The sequence below is a fragment of the Campylobacter sp. CCS1377 genome (assembly GCF_040008265.1).
Taxonomy (GTDB): domain Bacteria; phylum Campylobacterota; class Campylobacteria; order Campylobacterales; family Campylobacteraceae; genus Campylobacter_D.
Genome location: NZ_CP155620.1, coordinates 1,005,950 through 1,025,678, shown reverse-complemented (window position 1 = coordinate 1,025,678; position 19,729 = coordinate 1,005,950). Strand labels below are relative to the sequence as shown.

The 19,729-nt window shown below is 26.6% G+C and carries 10 protein-coding genes; 4 read left to right on the top strand and 6 right to left on the bottom strand.

Features of this window, described 5'->3' with window-relative positions; all coding sequences use genetic code 11:
• The first annotated feature begins 85 nt into the window (after positions 1-85).
• On the top strand, positions 86-3,859 hold the full coding sequence (locus AAH949_RS05245; RefSeq protein WP_348518140.1) for a hypothetical protein: 3,774 nt from the start codon (positions 86-88) through the stop codon (positions 3,857-3,859).
• A gap of 18 nt (positions 3,860-3,877) precedes the next feature.
• Positions 3,878-5,146, top strand: coding sequence for a hypothetical protein (locus AAH949_RS05240; protein ID WP_348518139.1), 1,269 nt, complete (start codon positions 3,878-3,880; stop codon positions 5,144-5,146).
• Positions 5,147-5,212: 66 nt separating this feature from the next.
• On the opposite strand, the gene AAH949_RS05235 is transcribed toward AAH949_RS05240, so the two are convergent.
• The 5 genes from AAH949_RS05235 to AAH949_RS05215 all read right to left on the bottom strand — a co-directional run bounded on the left by AAH949_RS05235 (position 5,213) and on the right by AAH949_RS05215 (position 14,401).
• A complete protein-coding gene (locus AAH949_RS05235; protein WP_348518138.1) occupies positions 5,213-6,079 on the bottom strand; it encodes a hypothetical protein in 867 nt (288 codons plus the stop codon).
• A 9-nt stretch (positions 6,080-6,088) separates the two neighbouring features.
• Positions 6,089-10,303: a hypothetical protein gene (locus AAH949_RS05230; protein WP_348518137.1), complete on the bottom strand. Its 4,215-nt coding sequence runs from the start codon at positions 10,301-10,303 to the stop codon at positions 6,089-6,091.
• Complete coding sequence (locus AAH949_RS05225) at positions 10,290-11,120, bottom strand: hypothetical protein (RefSeq protein WP_348518136.1); 831 nt, start codon at positions 11,118-11,120, stop codon at positions 10,290-10,292. The genes AAH949_RS05230 and AAH949_RS05225 overlap by 14 nt, the downstream gene beginning before the upstream one ends.
• Before the next feature lie 14 nt (positions 11,121-11,134).
• Positions 11,135-13,681 carry a contractile injection system protein, VgrG/Pvc8 family gene (locus tag AAH949_RS05220; RefSeq protein ID WP_348518135.1) on the bottom strand — a complete coding sequence of 849 codons (2,547 nt, stop codon included), beginning with the start codon at positions 13,679-13,681 and terminating at the stop codon, positions 11,135-11,137.
• 204 nt (positions 13,682-13,885) lie between these two features.
• On the bottom strand, positions 13,886-14,401 hold the full coding sequence (locus AAH949_RS05215; RefSeq protein ID WP_134239350.1) for an Hcp family type VI secretion system effector: 516 nt from the start codon (positions 14,399-14,401) through the stop codon (positions 13,886-13,888).
• A gap of 143 nt (positions 14,402-14,544) precedes the next feature.
• Here AAH949_RS05215 and tssM point away from each other — a divergent pair, with 143 nt between their 5' ends.
• Together tssM and AAH949_RS05205 are read left to right on the top strand one after the other, a co-directional pair.
• Complete coding sequence (gene tssM, locus AAH949_RS05210; protein ID WP_348518134.1) at positions 14,545-18,090, top strand: type VI secretion system membrane subunit TssM; 3,546 nt, start codon at positions 14,545-14,547, stop codon at positions 18,088-18,090.
• Complete coding sequence (locus AAH949_RS05205; RefSeq protein WP_348518133.1) at positions 18,071-18,973, top strand: FHA domain-containing protein; 903 nt, start codon at positions 18,071-18,073, stop codon at positions 18,971-18,973. The genes tssM and AAH949_RS05205 overlap by 20 nt, the downstream gene beginning before the upstream one ends.
• Before the next feature lie 306 nt (positions 18,974-19,279).
• Here the strand turns inward: AAH949_RS05205 and AAH949_RS05200 are convergent, their stop codons facing one another.
• Positions 19,280-19,729, bottom strand: coding sequence for a hypothetical protein (locus AAH949_RS05200; protein ID WP_348518132.1), 450 nt, complete (start codon positions 19,727-19,729; stop codon positions 19,280-19,282).

Genomic DNA, 19,729 nt, shown 5'->3' with positions numbered 1-19,729 from the left:
TTAGGTGGAAGAGATTAATAGATAGATAATTAAAATATTAGCAAATAAAAAATGATATAATAATGCTTTATATAAGGAATCTTTTATGTTTATAAGTTCTAAAACAGAGTTAATTCAGACCATTAAAAAACTAACAATCGACAATAAAGAAGTCAAGCAGATTGATTTTATTTATCCTAATTTTTCTGTTTTACACGCTATATTAAAAAATATTGGTTTTCATCAAGGAAACATCCTATCTAAAAATCAAATATTGGCTATGGAAATATTAGAAATTTTAAAACAAACTCGCGATAATCACAATAATATAGAAGTAAATATCCATACTCTTAATGAGCTTGATGCTGGACAAAATGTAAATTTAAAAGATTTATCAAGCAGTGAAATTTGCACTAAAGCTTATTTAAGAGACTTAAAAGAAGAAATTCAAGATAAGAAACACAATAAAGATAAAAATTTTAATCTTTTTTATTACACGGATAAAAATAATCTTTGCATTGAATTTATCAATACTTTAAAAGAATTAGCCAAAGATTCTAAAGATATAACAACCTTAGAAAAACTAATCGAAAACATCGATCCTGATGATATAAGCGGTGATAAATTTGATGGTTTTAAGAAAAAAGTTTTAGAAAAGATTGAAAATGTCATAGAATCAATTTTTTTTAAAAACAGTATAAGTCCCACTTTAAAAAATACTTATAAAAAATTCATCGATGAGTTGTTAGAACACATTAAAAAACTTGCCGAAGAAAAAGATGATAAAGAAATTAAAATAATACTAAGCGCCATAGCAGGCGTTATAATAGCTACAGTGATAGCCGTTCTTACAGGTGGGGCAGGACTAGCTATTTTGGCTGCTGGTTTATTTTCTTTAATGGGTTCTGCAAGCGAGTATTATGAATTTACTCAAAGAGAATATGGTACACTTTTAACGCCTTTAGCTGCATTTTTAGCCACTAGATGCGCAATGTTTATTCATTATATTAATTCTCGCTTGTTATCTTGTGTTTTAATTATTGATAAAAAAGAAATTATTGATTTAAGTGGCTTTGGATTGTATCTTGGAAGCGATGAAAGCAATATCGCTTCAAATTTAGCTCATAGAATCACTTTAAGCGAAGAAATAAAAAGCATTGAAAATATTTTTAGTAAAATCTTTTTAAACTCAGAACAAAAAGACAATGAGAGTAAAAATACAGCTAATGATTCAAAATCAAGCAATTTGCCCGCTTTTGTTTCAACGCAACAATTATCTAATTTGTATTTAAAAAACAATGCTATTTTAAACAATTTGCAAGAAGATATTAAACAATTTATTTATTTTTCTTATACAGAAAGTCCAAATTTTAACTCAAGCAAATTAGCTGAATTTTTCACACAAAAAAATCAAAATGCACAAATAGATTTAAATACAACTAAAATGAGTAAAAATTATTTGATTATTTCAAATATCCCTAATAAATACAATGCAGGACTCAATGAAAGCTTAACTCAAGAAATCGCCAACTATAATATACAAGATAAATACAGAAGAATTAAAAAAAGTATTGATACATCAAAAAAAACTTATGACAGTACAAGGGATTATAGCGAATATAGCATAGAAATGCCACAAGATGAAAATGAACCTTATATTTTACAATTAAGCCCTTTTGTGAAAATATCTAAAGAAGCTTATGAGAATAGTAAAAAAGCTTATGAAGATATGCAAAAGGTTTATAAGGATATGAAAGAATCCTGTGAAGGTATAATCAAATCGGCTTTTTTGGCACCAACATTAATAGAAAAAGTAGCAACAGCATATTATCTATATGAGTCAAAATCAAATTATGATGATTATAATAAAAAAATAAATGATAAAAAATGGCTTCCTTATTTTTATATCCAAAATTTCTTTAAACAAAACGAAGACAAAGAATCCATCATAGAAAAAGAAAAAAAATTAGCTCACCAATATTTAAGTTATTTGCAAGATACGGTTTTTAAAAAAATTAGTGAATCTAAACAAGAAACCTTAAGGGGATTAAGACCTTATAATATAAAAGAATGTTTACAAATTGCTTGGGAGCTTTATCGCGCAAAGCAGCTTTTTGGCAATTTGGAGTCAAAATTTGTAAAAAACATGTTAGGAGATATTTGTGTAAGATATTTGGAAGAAAAATATTTTGTGTTTGAAGATAATGATTGCTGGATTTTTGAAGAAGAAAATGAACGCATTTTTGAACCAAAAGTTAATGTTATCGACTTCACTCAAGATTTATTAGATATTTTTATAGAAAGCAGTAAAGATAATGATAAAAACGAAAAAATAAATAACAAAAACATACAAAAATTTTTCGATGAATTATTAAAAGAATTAAATATTGAATTAACGGATGAAGAATTAAGACAAAGACTTCAAGAAATTTATGGTGAAAGTTTTTTAGAACAAAAGCTTGAAGAAAGTAGAATAGAGCTTTATTGCAGTATCTTATGGGAAGTAATAAGTAGCCTTATACCTTTGGGTAATTTTATTCATCATATTAAAGACCCTATTAAAGTAGCTCAAAATATCGTAAATATTTGTATTGATTATGTAGAAAAAGGTTTTAAAGAAGTTTTAATCGAACAACTTGGCATTATATATTTATTTACACAGCCACAAATCGAAGTTGAAATTAAGAAATATGGAAAAAAATATTTTAAGACTATAAACAAGAAAATTGCCGCAAAAAGATTTTCTACAATTAAAGAAGAATTATTTTTTAATAAAATAAAAATATCCTTTATGGCAGAACAAGTAAAAAACGGTATTGATACTAATAGTTTCAACACAATCAAAAAAAATATAGAAAAACGCTACAAATTAGATGCAAAAGATATAGAATTGTTAAAAGAACTTTATTATAAGGCTAGTTCTATGTCCCATATTCAAAAGATTGCAGTTAAAACAGATTGGCTTCAGGCTAAAACTGTTATAAAATTAATAAAATGGAATTTAATTGAACTCTTGTTTAATTCTGCAGTACAACTAGGACTAAATATCTTTCTTCCAACAAATTATAAAGCCCTGCAAGAACAATATGAAAGCATTGTTTATCAGCTTTACACCTTTAAAGATGATTATCCTTTGGCGGTTATAAGAGATCATTTTATAACCTATCCTTTTGCAATCAATTCAAAATTCATTAGCTTTGATTTAAAGAAAATTTTTTATGGCATAGATCTTTGCACAGGAGTTTTTGACACTCATTTTTCCTTTCATTATGAAATAGATCAAAAGCTTGAAGAAAATAAAGAATTTCTTTTAAAAAGACTTTTGTCTTATTTGATTATTGATGAGAAAAGAAATGCAACTGCTTTAGAGGATGTAAAAGAAGAAAAATATATTATAGATGATTATGCTTTTTATTTCAAAGAGTTAAAATCTTTAGAACTTAAAAAATGCACTATATATCAACTCCCTTGTAATCATCCTTTGTTTAAAGAGTTTAGAAATAAAGAAAAGCAAATTAGTGCTTTTAAAAAGGATGAAGATAGTCCCATCCATGCTTATAATGAAGCTTTACAAATTTTACAAGATTTTGCTAATGGACTTTATATTGTCAAATATGAAGAAGGAAAATGTATAGAAGATAAAAATAAAACCAGAAGATTACTAGAAAAACTCAATATCATAGGACAAAACAATCTTAAGGCTATGTATATGGGGATAAATGGAAATGAAGAAAGCTTGAAAGCCATAGGAAAAAGAGAAAATAACACTAGCAAAGCAAATATAAATGCTGATATTGCATCAGAAACAAAATCCCCGCCTAACTTCATAGGCAGACTAGCTACTACTATAATCATAGAAGATGGTTTATACATAGGTTAAATTAAGAAAGGATAAATAATGAGCGAAACTTATGAGATTTATACACCCAATGGATTAACATTAGATGTGGAAAAAGATACCAATAAAATACTATTTAAAGAAAATATTAAACCCACAGGCGATTATACCCAAGAATATTCCAAAGCGGTTTTTAAATCTTATCATATTATGAAAAACTCCCCCTATAAAGACTATAAACCCCAATACCTAGATCCTAACTTTTATACAGGACAAGCTTCTACCTTACTTGAATTTAAAGATTGGCAAAGCATATATTTAAAAGATCCTGTTAAAGGAAGCATAGCTCCTTGGACTAAAGCAGAAAAAGCTTATTATAAATCTTTAAAAACTAAAAGAGAAAGATATAAATATTTAGCAATAAGAAGTGGATTAAGATCTGTGGTTATAGATATACCTTATGATGCATATTGCAATGTAGATGAAAAAGGAAAATTAATCAATGAAGAATATGCTTATATTTATGATGAAGTAAGGGCTCATCGTGGAACATTAAAATCTTATTCTTTTTTTAATGAATGGGAATTGTCTGCTTTACTTTTAGGAAATATTAAAGCTAGTCCCACAGCTGCTGTAGGATTTAAAGCAAGACAACAACAAGCTTTATTTTTACAAGCTCAACTTGGAGATAAAAATGCTTTTAAAAGTTTAGGTTTGGCAGTATTGTGTTCTAATTCTTTTCTTACAGGGCAACATTGGAATAAGCTTAGAGCAAAAATGATTTACGATTTACACGATCATCATTATGAGAGTTTATTAGATGAATTTGGTATGATACCTTTTTTAGATGAGATTATAGGAGCAGATTGGACGATTGATTTAAATAAATATGATTTTGCCTATGATGAAGAAGGCAGAATCATTTCGGCTTTATATAATGATATTGAAAAAGGTAAATTAAAAGATCCAAGAGATGTAGATTCTACTCCTGAAAGTAGAAATGAATTTGATGATGCTATGGATAGATACGAAAATGGAATGGTAACTAGATTTGATGTAGATATTAGAAACGAAAGAGATGAAAGATCTGCTAAACTGACTATGGATACCCTAGTATTAAGTGCCAAACTCGCAGCCCTCACTCCTCCTCAAGGCTATCCCAATGCCCCTTATTATTTTACACCTGAAAGACTAGAATGGATTTATAAAAGAGGATATTTAGATAAACTCCTTGATCCAAGAATCCCTGCTATTTATAGATATAATTTCCCAAGGGAACTTAGAGCTAAAATTCTAAAATTTGGTGAAGATATGGGTATTAAAGATTGATTTGCAAATCAATCTTTAAATGAGGGCAGTTTAAAAAAGATAAAATCATATGTGATATTTGGGTAATTATTTTATCGTATTAAAATACTCAGCATATTCAAAAGGTCTTTCTTTTAGTTTGAAGTAAAATTTATTATGAAAATGAGTTGTAGTATTTAAAGTTTTTTGAAGAGTTCCTAAAGAATGCTCTAAAGCCCCATTATATATCATTTCTTCTTTTTGTAAATAAGCTATGGCGTATTCTAAAGGAGAGATATTTGAAAAAAATAATTCGATGAGATTGAAATTTAATTTATTGTTTGCTTCTATGTAAAAAGAATGATTATCATATGTCCTATAACTAGCTAGGTTAAAAAATAAATGATTTTCATCTTGATATAAACCTATATCGTAAGCAATGATAAATTTTCTTAAACTCCATACAAGATAAGAGTAAAACAAATCATCATTAAAATCTATTATCTCGTAGTCATTTTTTTGCACCATTTCATCTAGTGTTAAAATCAATTCATTCTTAGTTAAATTTTTATTTTCAACATAATAAAGCTTAATGCCATAGGTTTGATTGATTTCGTTGATATAAGAAGTTAAAAAGTTAATGTTATTTTGATAAAGTTTTAAAAAATACTTTTTTAATTCTAAATTATCTATAATTTTATCGGGGTTATTTTTAAAGTAAAGTTCTTTAAGTCCCTCAAAGCAATTCTCATCAACATCAAAAGCTTCAAAGATAATATTTTTTTCTTTAAATATGATTTTGCCTAAATAAATGCTAGTTTCGAATCTAAAATTTTTTTTGAGATTATATTCTTTTCTTAAATACTCTTCATCAAGTCCTTTTATACTCATATCGCTTTGCAAACCTAGATAAATGGTTTTATCTTCTCTGATATTAGAAATATAATCTTTAAGAGGTATTTTTAAAATTTTCATATTTTTTCCTTATAAGCTTCTACCTATGAAAGTTTCCACATATCTTGGATCTCTTTCATTGGGTTGAATTTCATAGGCATCTTGTGTAGCTCCTATATTACAACCCACTAAATAATTTTCACTAGGAATGCAAATTCTGCTGAATTTATCAAAAATAATTTTTTCATTAATATAAGCTTTTTCAGAATAAAAAACATATCTGCCTAAGGCGTCCATATTGTGATTATAGTATTTTTCTATATAAAAATGCCTGCACTCATGAAAAACTGTTTTTGCAAATTCTTTAAAATAAGCTTTTAAAATGTATTGATTTAATCTTACTTCATTGTCTTCATAGGCTCCAAAAGATAAAGAGCCACTAGGCTTTTCACTGTAAAAGACTACTTTTTCTAAAGGTAAATTAAGTCTTTTACAAAGAGTTTGAGTTAAGGCTTTTAGAAAATCCTTGCATTCTTTAAGATCTCTGTCTTTGTTGTTTAAAAGCTCTGTGTGAAATTGCTTAAAGCTTTTACCCTCTTTGTATTCTGAAGGTAAAATTTTATTAACTATGGTATTAATGTATTTATCATCTCTATCTTGAAGGTAAATTTCTTTGTCTTTTTTTGCCATGCTTGTTAAAAATTCTTTATTAACTAAGTCAAATCTATAGTATATATAAGCAATTTTTCCAGCAAATTGAGGATAAGTTCTAAGATAGGTAAAAAAGTCTCTTTTTTCTTGATTTTTTAAATTTGCTCTTAAAAACCAATTTGCTTCCTCGACACTATCAATCGATTTTTGTCGGTTAAGATTGTATACATTAAAGGCTTTTAGTTCCTCTCTTGTAAATAATTCTTTTACTTCATCATCTCTGCCTGAACCAACCCTAAAGCTCATATCTATGATTTTATAAGCATCGTTTAAATTAGGAAGTCTTTTAAATTTATTTTTATCTTCATAAGCAAAAACTAAGGCATAGTATTTATCAAATTCTTCTTCATTAGCCCTTGTTAGCGGTAAACTAAAACCTATTTTTTCAAATTCTTCATCTTTTTCCTCATCATCCATTTCCCAGCATTCATGAAAATATTTACTTTCATCTTTTAAAAACTTTATATCTTTAAATTCCAAATACTCTTTGCCTTCTAAAATTCTTTGAAGTCTTGCTTCGTTTTGAATTTGAGCTAAAGCCCAAACGATATTTGCATCATCTTTTAACCCATCAACTTCGCATTCTACATAAGTTCCTGGTGCAAAATTTGCCTTTTCATCGACAATGATTCTTACGCTTTTATCAGCACTTACCACATCTTCATCTTCATCAAGTTCCCATTCTATTTCTTTTACAAAATCAAGTTTTGATTTTTCTTGCTTAGGATACTCCACCCTTAAAGAAATAATCCCTTCTTTCTCATCTAGTATAAATTTAGCCTGCTTACTTAAATCCTCTAACAACTGTGCTTGTGCCATACCTATGCTACCACTACTGCCAAATTCTCCTTTTTCATTGATAGAGTAAAGATATAGATTATCTTTTATTATGCTTTGTTCTTTTTTATCTTTTTTGCTTTTTTTATTTTCTTTTTCATTGCTTGCTTTTATTTCTATTTCTTTTGAGGTTTTAGAGCATTCTTTATCGCTGTATAATCTTACACAATACTTTCCCCAAGTTTTTCCTATATCAAAGGGATAATCTTTTAAAAAGCTAGGGTTAGTATCTTTAGCTATTTCATTAATCTTTAAATAATACTCCCCTTCAGGCAAAGTGCCAAATCTATCTTTAATACTTTCATCATCATAATAAAAATAAGCTTTTTTACCTTTACTTGTATCTTTTTCATCTTGGTAAAAATAATTTGCAATTTGCTTTTTACTTCTTTTTTCATTATCTGCCTTAGCAGTACCACTTCTTGCCATATAAGAATTAATTAATTCATTTCCTTTATAATGATAGAGATTAAATCCATCATAAACTAAATGATCTTTGGCTTTAAATTTAAGAACAAGTCCTTCTTTATGATGGGTATAATTATTAAATATTCTTTTAGCATTTTGTAAGGGAGTAGAAAAATAAGCTTCTTTTTCATCAAGCTTTACTTTAAAGCTATAACAATCACTAAAATACTTTTCTTTATCAAATCTTATCTTGCCTTTTTCATCACTGCGTCTTTTTAGATTAACTACCCTTAAGGCTTCATTATGTTTAAAGCCTTTTATGATAATTTTTGCATTAGTAATAGGTCTGTTGTGTTCATCTTTTAAATATAAAGTGATAAAGCAGGGTTCTTTGGGGTTTGATGAAGAGTTGTTTAAAGGCTCTTTTGAGAGTTTATTAAAACTTGTATCCTTATAGGCAATTTCTTTTTTAAGCTCTTTGGGTTTTAATTTAATATTTAAACTTTCTTCCAATAAAGAATAATTCTTAATCCTTGCATTGTAGTTATTATATTTTATGCTTAAATCACCTAAAGAATTCAAATCCTCTTTATCATATTTAAAATGATAAAGCGAATTTTCTTCTTTATCTTCAAATGAAAACTCATTATTTTCTTTTGCACCTAAAAGAAGCTTTTCATAAAAAAATACCCTTGTGTTAAATTCTTTAAATTTGATATCATATTCTTTTTCTATTCTTTTAATATCAAGCAAAGATTCATTTTTAATAAACACATCACAATGATTATCATAAATATGGATTAAATTTGACATCGATGAAGCATTATTTAAAAAGATAATTCTTTTATTTTTATCTTTATTTTCTAAGATGAAATGATTTAGGTTTTTAGAATGAGAAGATAAAAGATTAAAATCTTGTTCTTTTGTGCTGCTTGTATTTTCTTTTATATCACTTTCTTGATTTAAATTTTCGTTTTTATTTATTGTTTCATCTTTATCTATTTCTTCATTTACAATCAAAGAATTGATATAAGCTTGATAAGCATTTTCTAAATCTTTAAAACCAAGCTTTTTAAATTCATTTATGCTCTTATAAAGTTCTTTTCTTGCTTTTAAATAAGTATCGTTAAGTTTGCTTTTGTGGAGAATAAAGAGAATATATTCATCCTCATCATATTCTAAAGTTTCTTTAGCCATTTTTTCATTTAGTAAAGCTTCGCTATTGTTATCTAAAACTAAAAAACTTTCACATAAAAACAAAGCCCTTAAATAAGCAAATTCTGAATCGATATTGATATTATCAATATCTTGTAAATTTAAAGTCTTTAATGAGTATTTTTTAGTAGCGATAATACTTAAACTTTGATTTGGATTTAAAAAAGTATTTCTTTCTTGTTTTAATTGAAAGCTTAGATTTTCATTTAAGGTTTTAAACAAAGAATTAAAAATTTCATTTTTGATTTTATTATCTTCTTTATAAAATTTTAAAGCAAGTTGATATTTTTGTTCTTCTTGATTGATGATTTGTTCTTGTTCTTGTAAATCTTGTATGTTTTTTAAATACTCTTCATCCATAAAGCTGTAAGTTTTAGAAGCTATGCTTGTTTTATCCGCAAGCTCTTTTTTCTTTGCTAGGGCAAATTCGTATTCTTTAGAATAGCTAGGGTAGGGGTGTGGGGTGAAGAGGGATTTTCCAAGGGTTGTTTGCATTTGATTGAAGATTACATCAAATCCTTGACATCCTCCAGTTGGCCATTCTGAACCTTTTGGACATTTCATAGGAGGTGCGAAAAATTGCTCAATAGCTTTATCGATACGATAAAATATATTATTTTTATTAAAAAATAATTCTTTTGCTAAATCCTCAATTTCATCGGCAAAGAAATAAGACACTATACCTCCAGCAGTAAAAATAACAATACCTAAAGGAGTTTTGCCTTTGGGTACAGATTTCATTACAATAAGTGCTATATCTTTGGAAATTTCTAAGCCTTTTTTAAAAGCAAAATCTTCTAAAGTTTCTTTTCCTAGTTTTAATAAGACTTGAATCATATCGCCATTGTTAATATATTCTAGAGTATATTCAACAAATTTTAATCTATTGTCTACCTTATCTGTAATAACTTGAACTTTTTGAATATAAGATTGTATAGTTTGTTTGGCGGGGGAGTTGGGGGAAAGGTCAAAAGCTTTATTGCTTCCTTTTGAAAAGTTATTTATACTTTCACTAATCTCTCTACTACTTTCTACAATTTCTTGCCCCTCTCTTAAAGCTTCTTTTATGCTTTCTTCAAAGTTAGTGGTATTGTTCTCATTATTAACACTAGTATTATTTTCATTTGCATTCATCTAAAGCCTTTTGAATTTTATTTATTGTATTTTCTAGAAAAGGTGATATATCCTTACGATAATTCCTAAAATTTTCTTTTAATGTCTTGTCGAAAAGTTTTGAGCCATCTGGATCTAAGTTAATGAATATAGTATAACTTTTCTTTATTTGATTAAACATTAAGTTTCTATCTTTAAAAGAGCATAATTGATTACTATAAAGCAAAAAAGAGCTTGGAATTGATATTTTTAAATAAATTGCTGCATTTTTATATTCAGTTCCCTTATCCAAATAACCTATACCCTCTAAATGATCATAAAATTCTTCATAATGCTTTATAAATTTAAGTTTTTCTTCAAAGATTTGTTTTTCTAAATCTCTAGTAGAAGATTTTAAGCTTAGGTATTTTTGTTTTTCATTTGAGTTTAAATTGCTTATGAAATTTAGGTAAAGAAAAAAAAATCGTTCACTACCGACTAAAAAGTAAAATGTATCAGCGTAATTTTTAAGAGAAACTTGATAATACCTATCCTCAAATCCAAAGAATTTAGCTACCTTAAAATCAAAAATAGCCTTTTGCATTTTTGCATTTAAATCTTTAAAATCTTCTAGTTTAGGTTGATAATCATCTACAATTTTAATCATGTCTTTATGAGTTGGGTTTAAAGTCATTTTTTCAATGATTCTAAATTCTTGTTCTTTTTCAAAGCGATGATTTGTTTCCCAATAAATCGTATATAAAGGAGAATAAAGTAATTTTGCAAGCACAGCAAGTATTATGATCAATATAATACAAGGTATATAAAATCTTTTAAGTTTGTAAAAAGGTTTGTTCATCTTTTCTCCCTTATCTACTCTGCTTTAATCTCTCCACCTTTAACTACAAGTCCATTAGAATCTATAATTACTTCTACTCCACCTGCTTTGATGATAATGCAATCTGGTTTGGCACTGATAATTGTTTCTCCTACTTTCACGGTTGCTTCGCTATCGGCTTTTAATTCGTGAGTGGTTTTTGCATAAGTGGTGATATTATCAGCCACCATACTTGTGTTTTTATCGCTTTCAAATCCTATGGATTCATTGCTTGTAAAAAGAATATTGTCTTTACTTTTATAATCCATCTCTTTTTCGCTTAACACTTGCATTTTATCGCTGACATTAATATCATAATGCCCCTCAACCACTTCCTTTTTATTTCCCTTCACATTCCTTATCTCATCCTTATGGATAATAACATTTTGATTAGCACCTATTTCTATCTCTTTGTTTTCCCCTACAAACTCATGAGAGTTTTTAGCCACTCTTACTTTATTATCTACTCCTACATTTAAGGTATTGCTTAATCCTACTATGGTATCTTTAGATAAACCCACATTGATTAAATATTCAGCTCCCACATTGACATTTTTAGCCAAATCTATGGTTTGAGTATGAACCTTTTTAATCCTTTCATTATAAAGTCCATCTACCATAGAATCTTTATCATTTAAAATTCTTTGAGTGAAATTATGTTGCACTAATTCATCATAATCTTTTTGGGCTTTTAAATAGATTTGTTCTTTGTCTTTTATATTTGACATAGTTAGCTCATTAAAACCTTCTTCATTTGTGCCTATGGTTTTAGAAGAAAGGGAGGTTTGATGATCATTAAAAGGAAGATTAACTAAACTTGGATTAGTCCCATTATACAAACTTCCACTAATAAAAGGCTTATCTATATCATCATCTAAAAAAGAAATAATCACTTCATCTCCAACTCTTGGAGTATGAAAAAAACCTGAATGATTGCTTGCTATACTTGTTGCTACTCTTAAAAAAGGAGTATGATGATAAGATTTATAAGTATGACTTGATAAATCAGAAGAAGAATTTGTATTGTTTATATTATCATGAGTATTTGTATGGTTTGTAATAAAAGTATCATTATCTAATTCCTCTTGATTGGCATAAAGATTAATCCTTACTTTTACTCTTCCATATTCATCTGTATAAATAGTATTTCTTTCACTTTCTATATTTTTACTTTCTCCTATAACAATTCCTTGAGTACTATTAGGAGCTTTAGGTTTAGCTTTAAAGCTTGGAGTGAAGATAATATTCTTTTTTAATAAAGTTAAAGTATTAGAATAAGACTTGCTAAGCTTTAAATCTTTTAAATCTAAATGATCATTAGTATTAACAGAATTAGCTAAGATAGCATCATCAATCAAGATTTGAGTATTAGCAATAATAATAAAGTCTTTAAGCAAAGAAGTATTATCATGTTTTTCTTTATCTTGACTTTTTGTATCTTCATCACTCAATCCACTAAGATTAAACTCATCATAATTTAAAGCAATAAAATCTCCTAAACTAAGATGATAGACATTGCTTCTTGCTAGTAAGCTTTCATTTAATACCAAGGCCCTTTTTTCTTTAAGAGTAGGTTTGGTCTTTAAATCAATACTTCTTGTAAAAGAATATTCACTCTCATAAAAATGCTCATTATAATAAGCTTTATTATTGAGTTCTTGTTCGTAAGGAACTTTACTAGAATGTAAAGATAAAAGATGTAAAGGGGTATTAGCATTAATACTAGAATGTGTAAAAGAATTAGTTCTTAAGCTTTGTTCTTTATAGATGGAAGAAATACAAGTTTCATTTAAAGCATTATTGACATTAGCATTGTATTTTATTTCTTTGCTTTTTGTATTTTTATACACATCACAAAAATAAATAGTGTTTTCATCTTCATAAAAAAATATCCCATTATTATGAGCTAATCTTGTAATAAATTCTAAATCACTTTCATTGTATTGAGAAATGAGTTCTTTAGTTTCATAATTAAAATGTATATTAGAATAATCTATTTCTTTATGCAATATACCTTGATAAAAATTAAGACTTTGTTTAATCACTTCTATAATATTAGTATGAGTATAAATTCGATTTGCTTTATTTAAAGAAAGTCTTATTAAAGGTGACTCAAGTTTAAAAGAAAAAAAATGCTTGTGTTTTATACTTTTAATCATAGAGCTTGCATCATTGATATTTAAAGTACTTTCTTTGTTAATACCTAGATATTTTATATAAGTGATAATGCCTTTATAGTTTTTTACCTCATTGATATCAAAATTTAAAGTATTGTTTTTATAAGGATTATTAATGCTTAAAATAGCTTCTTTATCAATTAAAACATTAGGATGGAAATTTAAATCATGAGTGCTTTGATTAGAATATGAAGTATTTAAAGAAAATAAATCTTGTTCTAAGCTTTCAAAAAAGCCTTCACATTCTATAGAAAAAAGCTCTTCAAGACTTTCTTTAATAATGGCTTTAGTGATTGTAAAGGGTAGGGGACTTGAAGGGGAATTAGGATTTAAAATATTAAGATTCATAAAGGAATTTAGGGACATTTTTGCTCCTTTGGGTGGATTGTGAAATTTTAATATAAAATATTTATAGTTTATTAAATTTGTAATATTTTAACATAGAAAATATGAGAGTTGTTTAAAATTTGCTAAAAATTAAATAAATGAAGTTATAGAATTACAGAAAGTATAGCTTGGTAAGATTTTATGAAGATTGCCAGTAAAATTATTCACTGGCAAGTAAACAATTTAAGCTTTATTTTCTCTCCAATCGTCGCTTCCGCTAGTACCTGCAACATTATGTTCCCAAATGACTTTTCTATAATTCATTGAAACTTTAAATAATTCTGTTTTATCGTGATTGTTTGCATCTGCTGCATTTGGCATTATAAGCTCAATATCAGTAATGATTGCATCTTCTAACTTTGTAGTGAAAAAATGCTCAGCTCCACCACTAGTAGATGTTCTAAACCAATGAACTTCAACATTTGGAAGTCTTTCACCTTTAGTGAGTGCATTGTAAAGCAAAGGAACTGCTTTATTTAATGAACAAGTAAAAGAAAAAGGTTTATGAACTCTTTGTCCTGAAGGTTGTCCGCTTTGTTGATCTACAGGCACTGTTACAATATGAGATATTTCTTGAGCCATAATCTCATCTTCGTGTCCTGATTGGTAACGATTTCCTATACTAGCTTCTGTTGAAGCACCACTTGAGATAAGTCCTTGTGTTGAACCTTCGATTTTAATGTAAGCTGGTTGTGCCATTGACATTCCTTTCTTTTGATTTGTTTGAAATTAAATTTCATAGTTTAAATAAAGTATACTATATTTTAAGTAAATTTATGAAAAAATTTTGTAAAATATTATAAAATTTTTAATTTTATATTAATAATAAGGAATAATCAAAAATGTTTCAAAAAATTTTTAATTTTATGAGTTCAAAACCATTTATAACATCATTTATACTTTGTTGTATTTTTATACTTAGTATTTTATTTTGGTTTTGGGGTTCTTTGGTTGCTTTTAATGATGTTTATATTTTCAGTAGTGCTTATTTAAGATTTGGTATCATTTTTACTATTTGGCTTATTATTTTCTTCTTTTTTCTTCTAAAACCTATTCTTAATTTTATTTCTTCTTTAAAGAGTGAAAAGAGAGCTAAGTTACATATGCTTAAACAAGAGGCAAATGAATTTACTTTTAAGGCAAAAAGAAATTTTTTTATTTCACTTAAAGATGCGAAAGAGACTTGGAAAAAAGATATAAAAATTAAAAATTTACCTTTAATTATAATTATAGGAAACGAGGGTGCTGGAAAAAGTACTTTTATTAATTATTCTAATATTGAATATCCACTTAGTGATAGCTTAGAATCTTACAAAAAACTTCATCAATCTACTAGAAATTTTGCACTTTATATTTCAAAAAACGGAGCTTTGCTGGATACAGAAGGGAATTATTTTTCTCAAGAAGAATTTTTTAAACCTACAAGCAGTGATGAAATGCCTGAGGATGATTTAGAAAAAAATAAGGATTTTTTAATTAAAAAAAATGTGTGGAAAAGCTTTTTGAATTTTCTTAATAAAAATTTTTTTCACAGCAAGCTAAATGGAATAGTTTTGGTTATTGATACTATTCTTTTTCTTAATAATACAAAAGAATATTCTCAAAATCTTATTCGTTATTTGACAAAAAGAGTTAATGAGTGTGAGAAATCTCTTAATTTAAAATTGCCTATTTATATAGTATTTTCAAAACTTGATTTGATTGAGGGAATGAAAGAATATTTCAGTATTTTTAATGAAAAAATAGCTGATAAAATTTTAGGTTTATCTTTCAATCAAACTTTAAGCGAGGAGTATCTAAATAAAGAATTTAAAGAATTAAGTGATTCGTTGTTGCAATCTTTTATGAGTAAAAATAGTTTTATTTATAGTTTAGAGGAAAAAAACAAAGGCTATTTTTTTATAAAACAGCTTGACAATTTATTTGCATTAGCTAAAAATTTTATATTGGAAATGCAAGAAGAAAATAAGTTGAAAAATAATTCTTGCTTTAGGGGGATTTATTTTGTTAGTGCATATCAAGAGAATATTCCGAGAAATTTTTTACTCGATTCTGTGTGTAATAGATATGGTATTAAAAAAACTCTTTCAAAAGCTAATGCAATTTATAACAAGCAAAGTTATTTTGTAAAATCTTTGCTTGAAGATGTTATTTTTAAAGATTATTCTTTAAGTTCTATGAGAAATTATGCTAGAAAATTATCTTTATTAGCACTAATTTTATTTGTAAGTGTGGGAACTTTTGCTATATCTTCTTATTTTATCACTAAAAATAATCAAGAATTTGATAAAAGTCAAAATACTTTCACTTCTTTGCAGGTTTTACTAGAAAATCAAAATTACAATAAGTTAAATATACAAGAAAAAGCAAAACTTCTTGTTGATTTAAAAAATACTTTAAATGCTTATCCTAAGCTTTGGCAAAATGAGAGTGTTTTTGCATATTTTAATCTTGATACTTCATATAAGGGATTCAAGGAAGCAAGGCAGTTTTATTTTGAACTTAGCGAAGATGTTTTAAAAAATACCTTACTTAAAGAAATGGAAAATACTTTGCAGGCAGATGAAGATAAGAATAATTTAATTAAAACCTTATATATTTATAAATCTTTATTTGAACAAAAGTATTTTAATAAAAAATTGCTCAAAATTTGGATTAACGAAAATTGGGATAAATTAAGCAAGTACTCTATTTCAAAAGATAGTTTTTTAAGCGGTATAGACGAACTTAAGCAAATTAATTTACAAAATTTCAAAGAAGATGAGGCGAGCATTAATTTGGGAACAAAAAAACTTCAAACATTAAGTAGAGTACAAAGAATTTATATCTTACTTGAATTTTTAAACAGTGATAAGCCAAAAGAACTTTACCTTATAAAAGATGATATAGGTTTTGCTGCCAATAGCGTTTTCTCACAAGATTCTAAAATAAATTCTATAGACAAAATCTATACCAAGATAGGAATGATGGATTTTCTCAAAAATTTAGATGGGCAAATTGAAAATGTAATTAATATCGAATCTTGGATGCTAAATAGCCCTATTCAAGAAAATAAAAAACTACTTACTATGGGAATACTAAAGCTATATCTTAATGCCTATCAAAATGCTTGGCAAAATTTGTTAGCTTCTTTAAATCCTCTTGAATACAACACCAAAGAAGCTATGCTTAATGAACTTGATATTTTGTCTAAACAAGAAAATCCTTTGTATGCTTTATTGAAAATTATTAGTTCAAATACTAATTTAAATGATGCTATTTTACTCACTCAAGCTTATAATTTAGGTTTAAATGCCGCAGAGATTAAAGCTAATTTTGCTAATGTTACTAATATTTTTTCTGCTTATCATAAGCTTGTGAATAAAGATGCATTTTTAAATGTTGCAAATATTGAAGTGGGTAAAAATTCAAACGAAGAAAAGATCTTGGCTACAATTAATATGGATATTAGTAATCTAAGCAATAAAATAATTGATTTTAATGCTAATAATAATCAAAGTATAGAAGAAAAAATTGCTTACGCGTTGGGTAATAATAAAGACACCAATGATGCTTTTATGGCGTTTGATATTCATATTAAAGCTTTGCCAAGTGATTTACAAAGATATTACAATCAACTTTCTAAATATTCTTGGAAATTTATAGAAAATCATGGTATTTCTTTGTTTAATAGTGCTTGGGCAAATGAAGTATATACTCCTTTTATCAATGATATTGCTCCTTTTTATCCTTTTAATAAAGAAAGCAGTGCCGATGATTTAAGTATAGATAGTTTTAAAAGCTTTTTTGGAAGAAATGGAATTTTGAACAATTTTCATAAAAAGTATTTAAATAATGTTTTAATTAAGAGAAAAAATACTTATTCTATTAATTCGAAATTTGCTTCAAAACTAAATTTCTCTAAAGATTTTTTAGATTTTATCACCAAAGCAGCCAATCTTTCAAATCTTATGCTTAGTGCCAATGATAATTTAAGGGTGAATTTTACTATCCAAAGTCTTGATTTAAGTGCAGATTTTTCTTTTATAGAGCTAGGTTATCAAAATAAAAATATAAAATACGATCATACTTTAAATCAGAATTTGCAAATTATAGTAGATGAATTTAATAATGGCACGAATTTGTATTTTGTGGCTTATAATTATATTAATAATAATTTAAATCATACAAAAATTTATAAAGGCGAATGGGCTTGGTATAAATTCATTAAGGAAAGCAAAAACAATACAGGGACTTATAGTATCATTTTTAATGATAACAAAAATCTTTATTTTGATTTTAGAATTATCAATGGAGCTAATGATTTAAATAATATAATAAATATTTTAAATGATTTTGGAATAACTGAAAAACTGACAGGAAGTAAAAATGACTATGGAAGAAATTAAACTCGGGATTATTATAGAAAATTACGAAGATTGTAAAAGTCAAAGAAAGGCTGAAGTATTTGACACAAAAGGTGGTATTATTGGAAGTGGTAGTGACTGTGCTTTTTGTGTTCAAGATAAATTGGGACAAATCAAATCAGCACATGCTAAGATCTCTTATGAAGAAGGTTGTTTTACTTTAAGTCCTATTGAGGATTCTGAAATTTTTTACAATGGTTCTTTTTCTAAAATGGCGAGTGGTTATGAAACAATGGTAAATCAAGGGGATATTTTTAAAATAGGGGATATTAAATTTTGTTTTGTTGATGCAAAAAGCGTTGAAGAACATTTAAAAGAAGATAAAAAACAATTACAAGATATTCCAAAACATAAAGAATTTGATGAATTAATAATAAAACCTAGAGGGCAAGTTAGCATTGAATTTAATGAAAAGAAAGAATTGCAAGATATTATAACAAATAACAATAATTATGATTTTATCGAAAAAGAAAAAAGCGACATTGAAGTTTTAAAAGAATTTAATCAAAAAGATCCCAATCAAATGGATTATGAAAATATTTTAAAAAGTTTAACAAAAATGTTTAAAGATTTAAAAAGCAAACAAAAAAGTGCCAAACTCAATACCGAATACTCTTCCCTTCATATTAAAGATTTAGAAAGCATTATGGCTAATATTCCTTTGGTAAAATCAACACAATTACTCAATCTTGTAGCGATAAGTTTAATTGCCAAAGAATTATATAGTCCAATATTTGAAGAGATGCAAGAGAATATGTTTATTAAATATTTTGAAGCTGCTTTGCAAAATAATATCAAAGAAGATAAGATTCTTTTTGAAAATTTACTTATGAAAGCATTGGAAAAATATATGAAGGATTTTTAATCTTTTCAAGCAAAAATTTCACTTGCTTTAGCAAGTGAGTGGTATTTCTATAATGCGTAGTAATACCTTAAAAATAAAATGTTTGCAAATCAATCTTTAATGCCTCTTTCATCGCTAAATTTTAAAATCTTAGCTCCCCCCCCCCATCACTTAATAAAATTTTATTTGTTTTTTCACATTCAAAATGCCACCATCTGGTGTATAAATCTTATAAGCATCACTCGTCTTTTATCCTTTCTTTAATTTATCCTATATATAAACCATCTTCTATGATTATAGTTGTAGCTAGTCTGTTTAAAGAAACAATCACACATCAAGTCTAGTAGGAATAAATTCTTTTTGATACACAAAGCTTGTTAAGGTTTTAGAATTATTATCATACTTTATAAGGTTTTCTAAGGCTTTTATAAAACTTTTAGGAGCTTTGATGAATAAACTTTTATTTTCAAGTTTTAATTCTTTAAAGGATAGTTTTTTATTATAATAAAGACTAGAATTTAAAAAATATTCTTTTAATATTTCATAGTCTTTATAAATAAAAGCTTCTTTGCAAATTCGATTTAAATTAACATTTAAGTTAATATAAGCTTTTAAGTCTTCTAAAGAACTTAGCTTTATATCATTATGAAAAACTTCATTTTCTAAAGACAAATTCATAAAATTTTGTTTTAGAAGTATAAAACTACCAAAGCCTAAAAGTGTTATTTGATTTAAATTCTTTAAAGCTTTTCTTCTATCTAAATTAATACTTTGCAT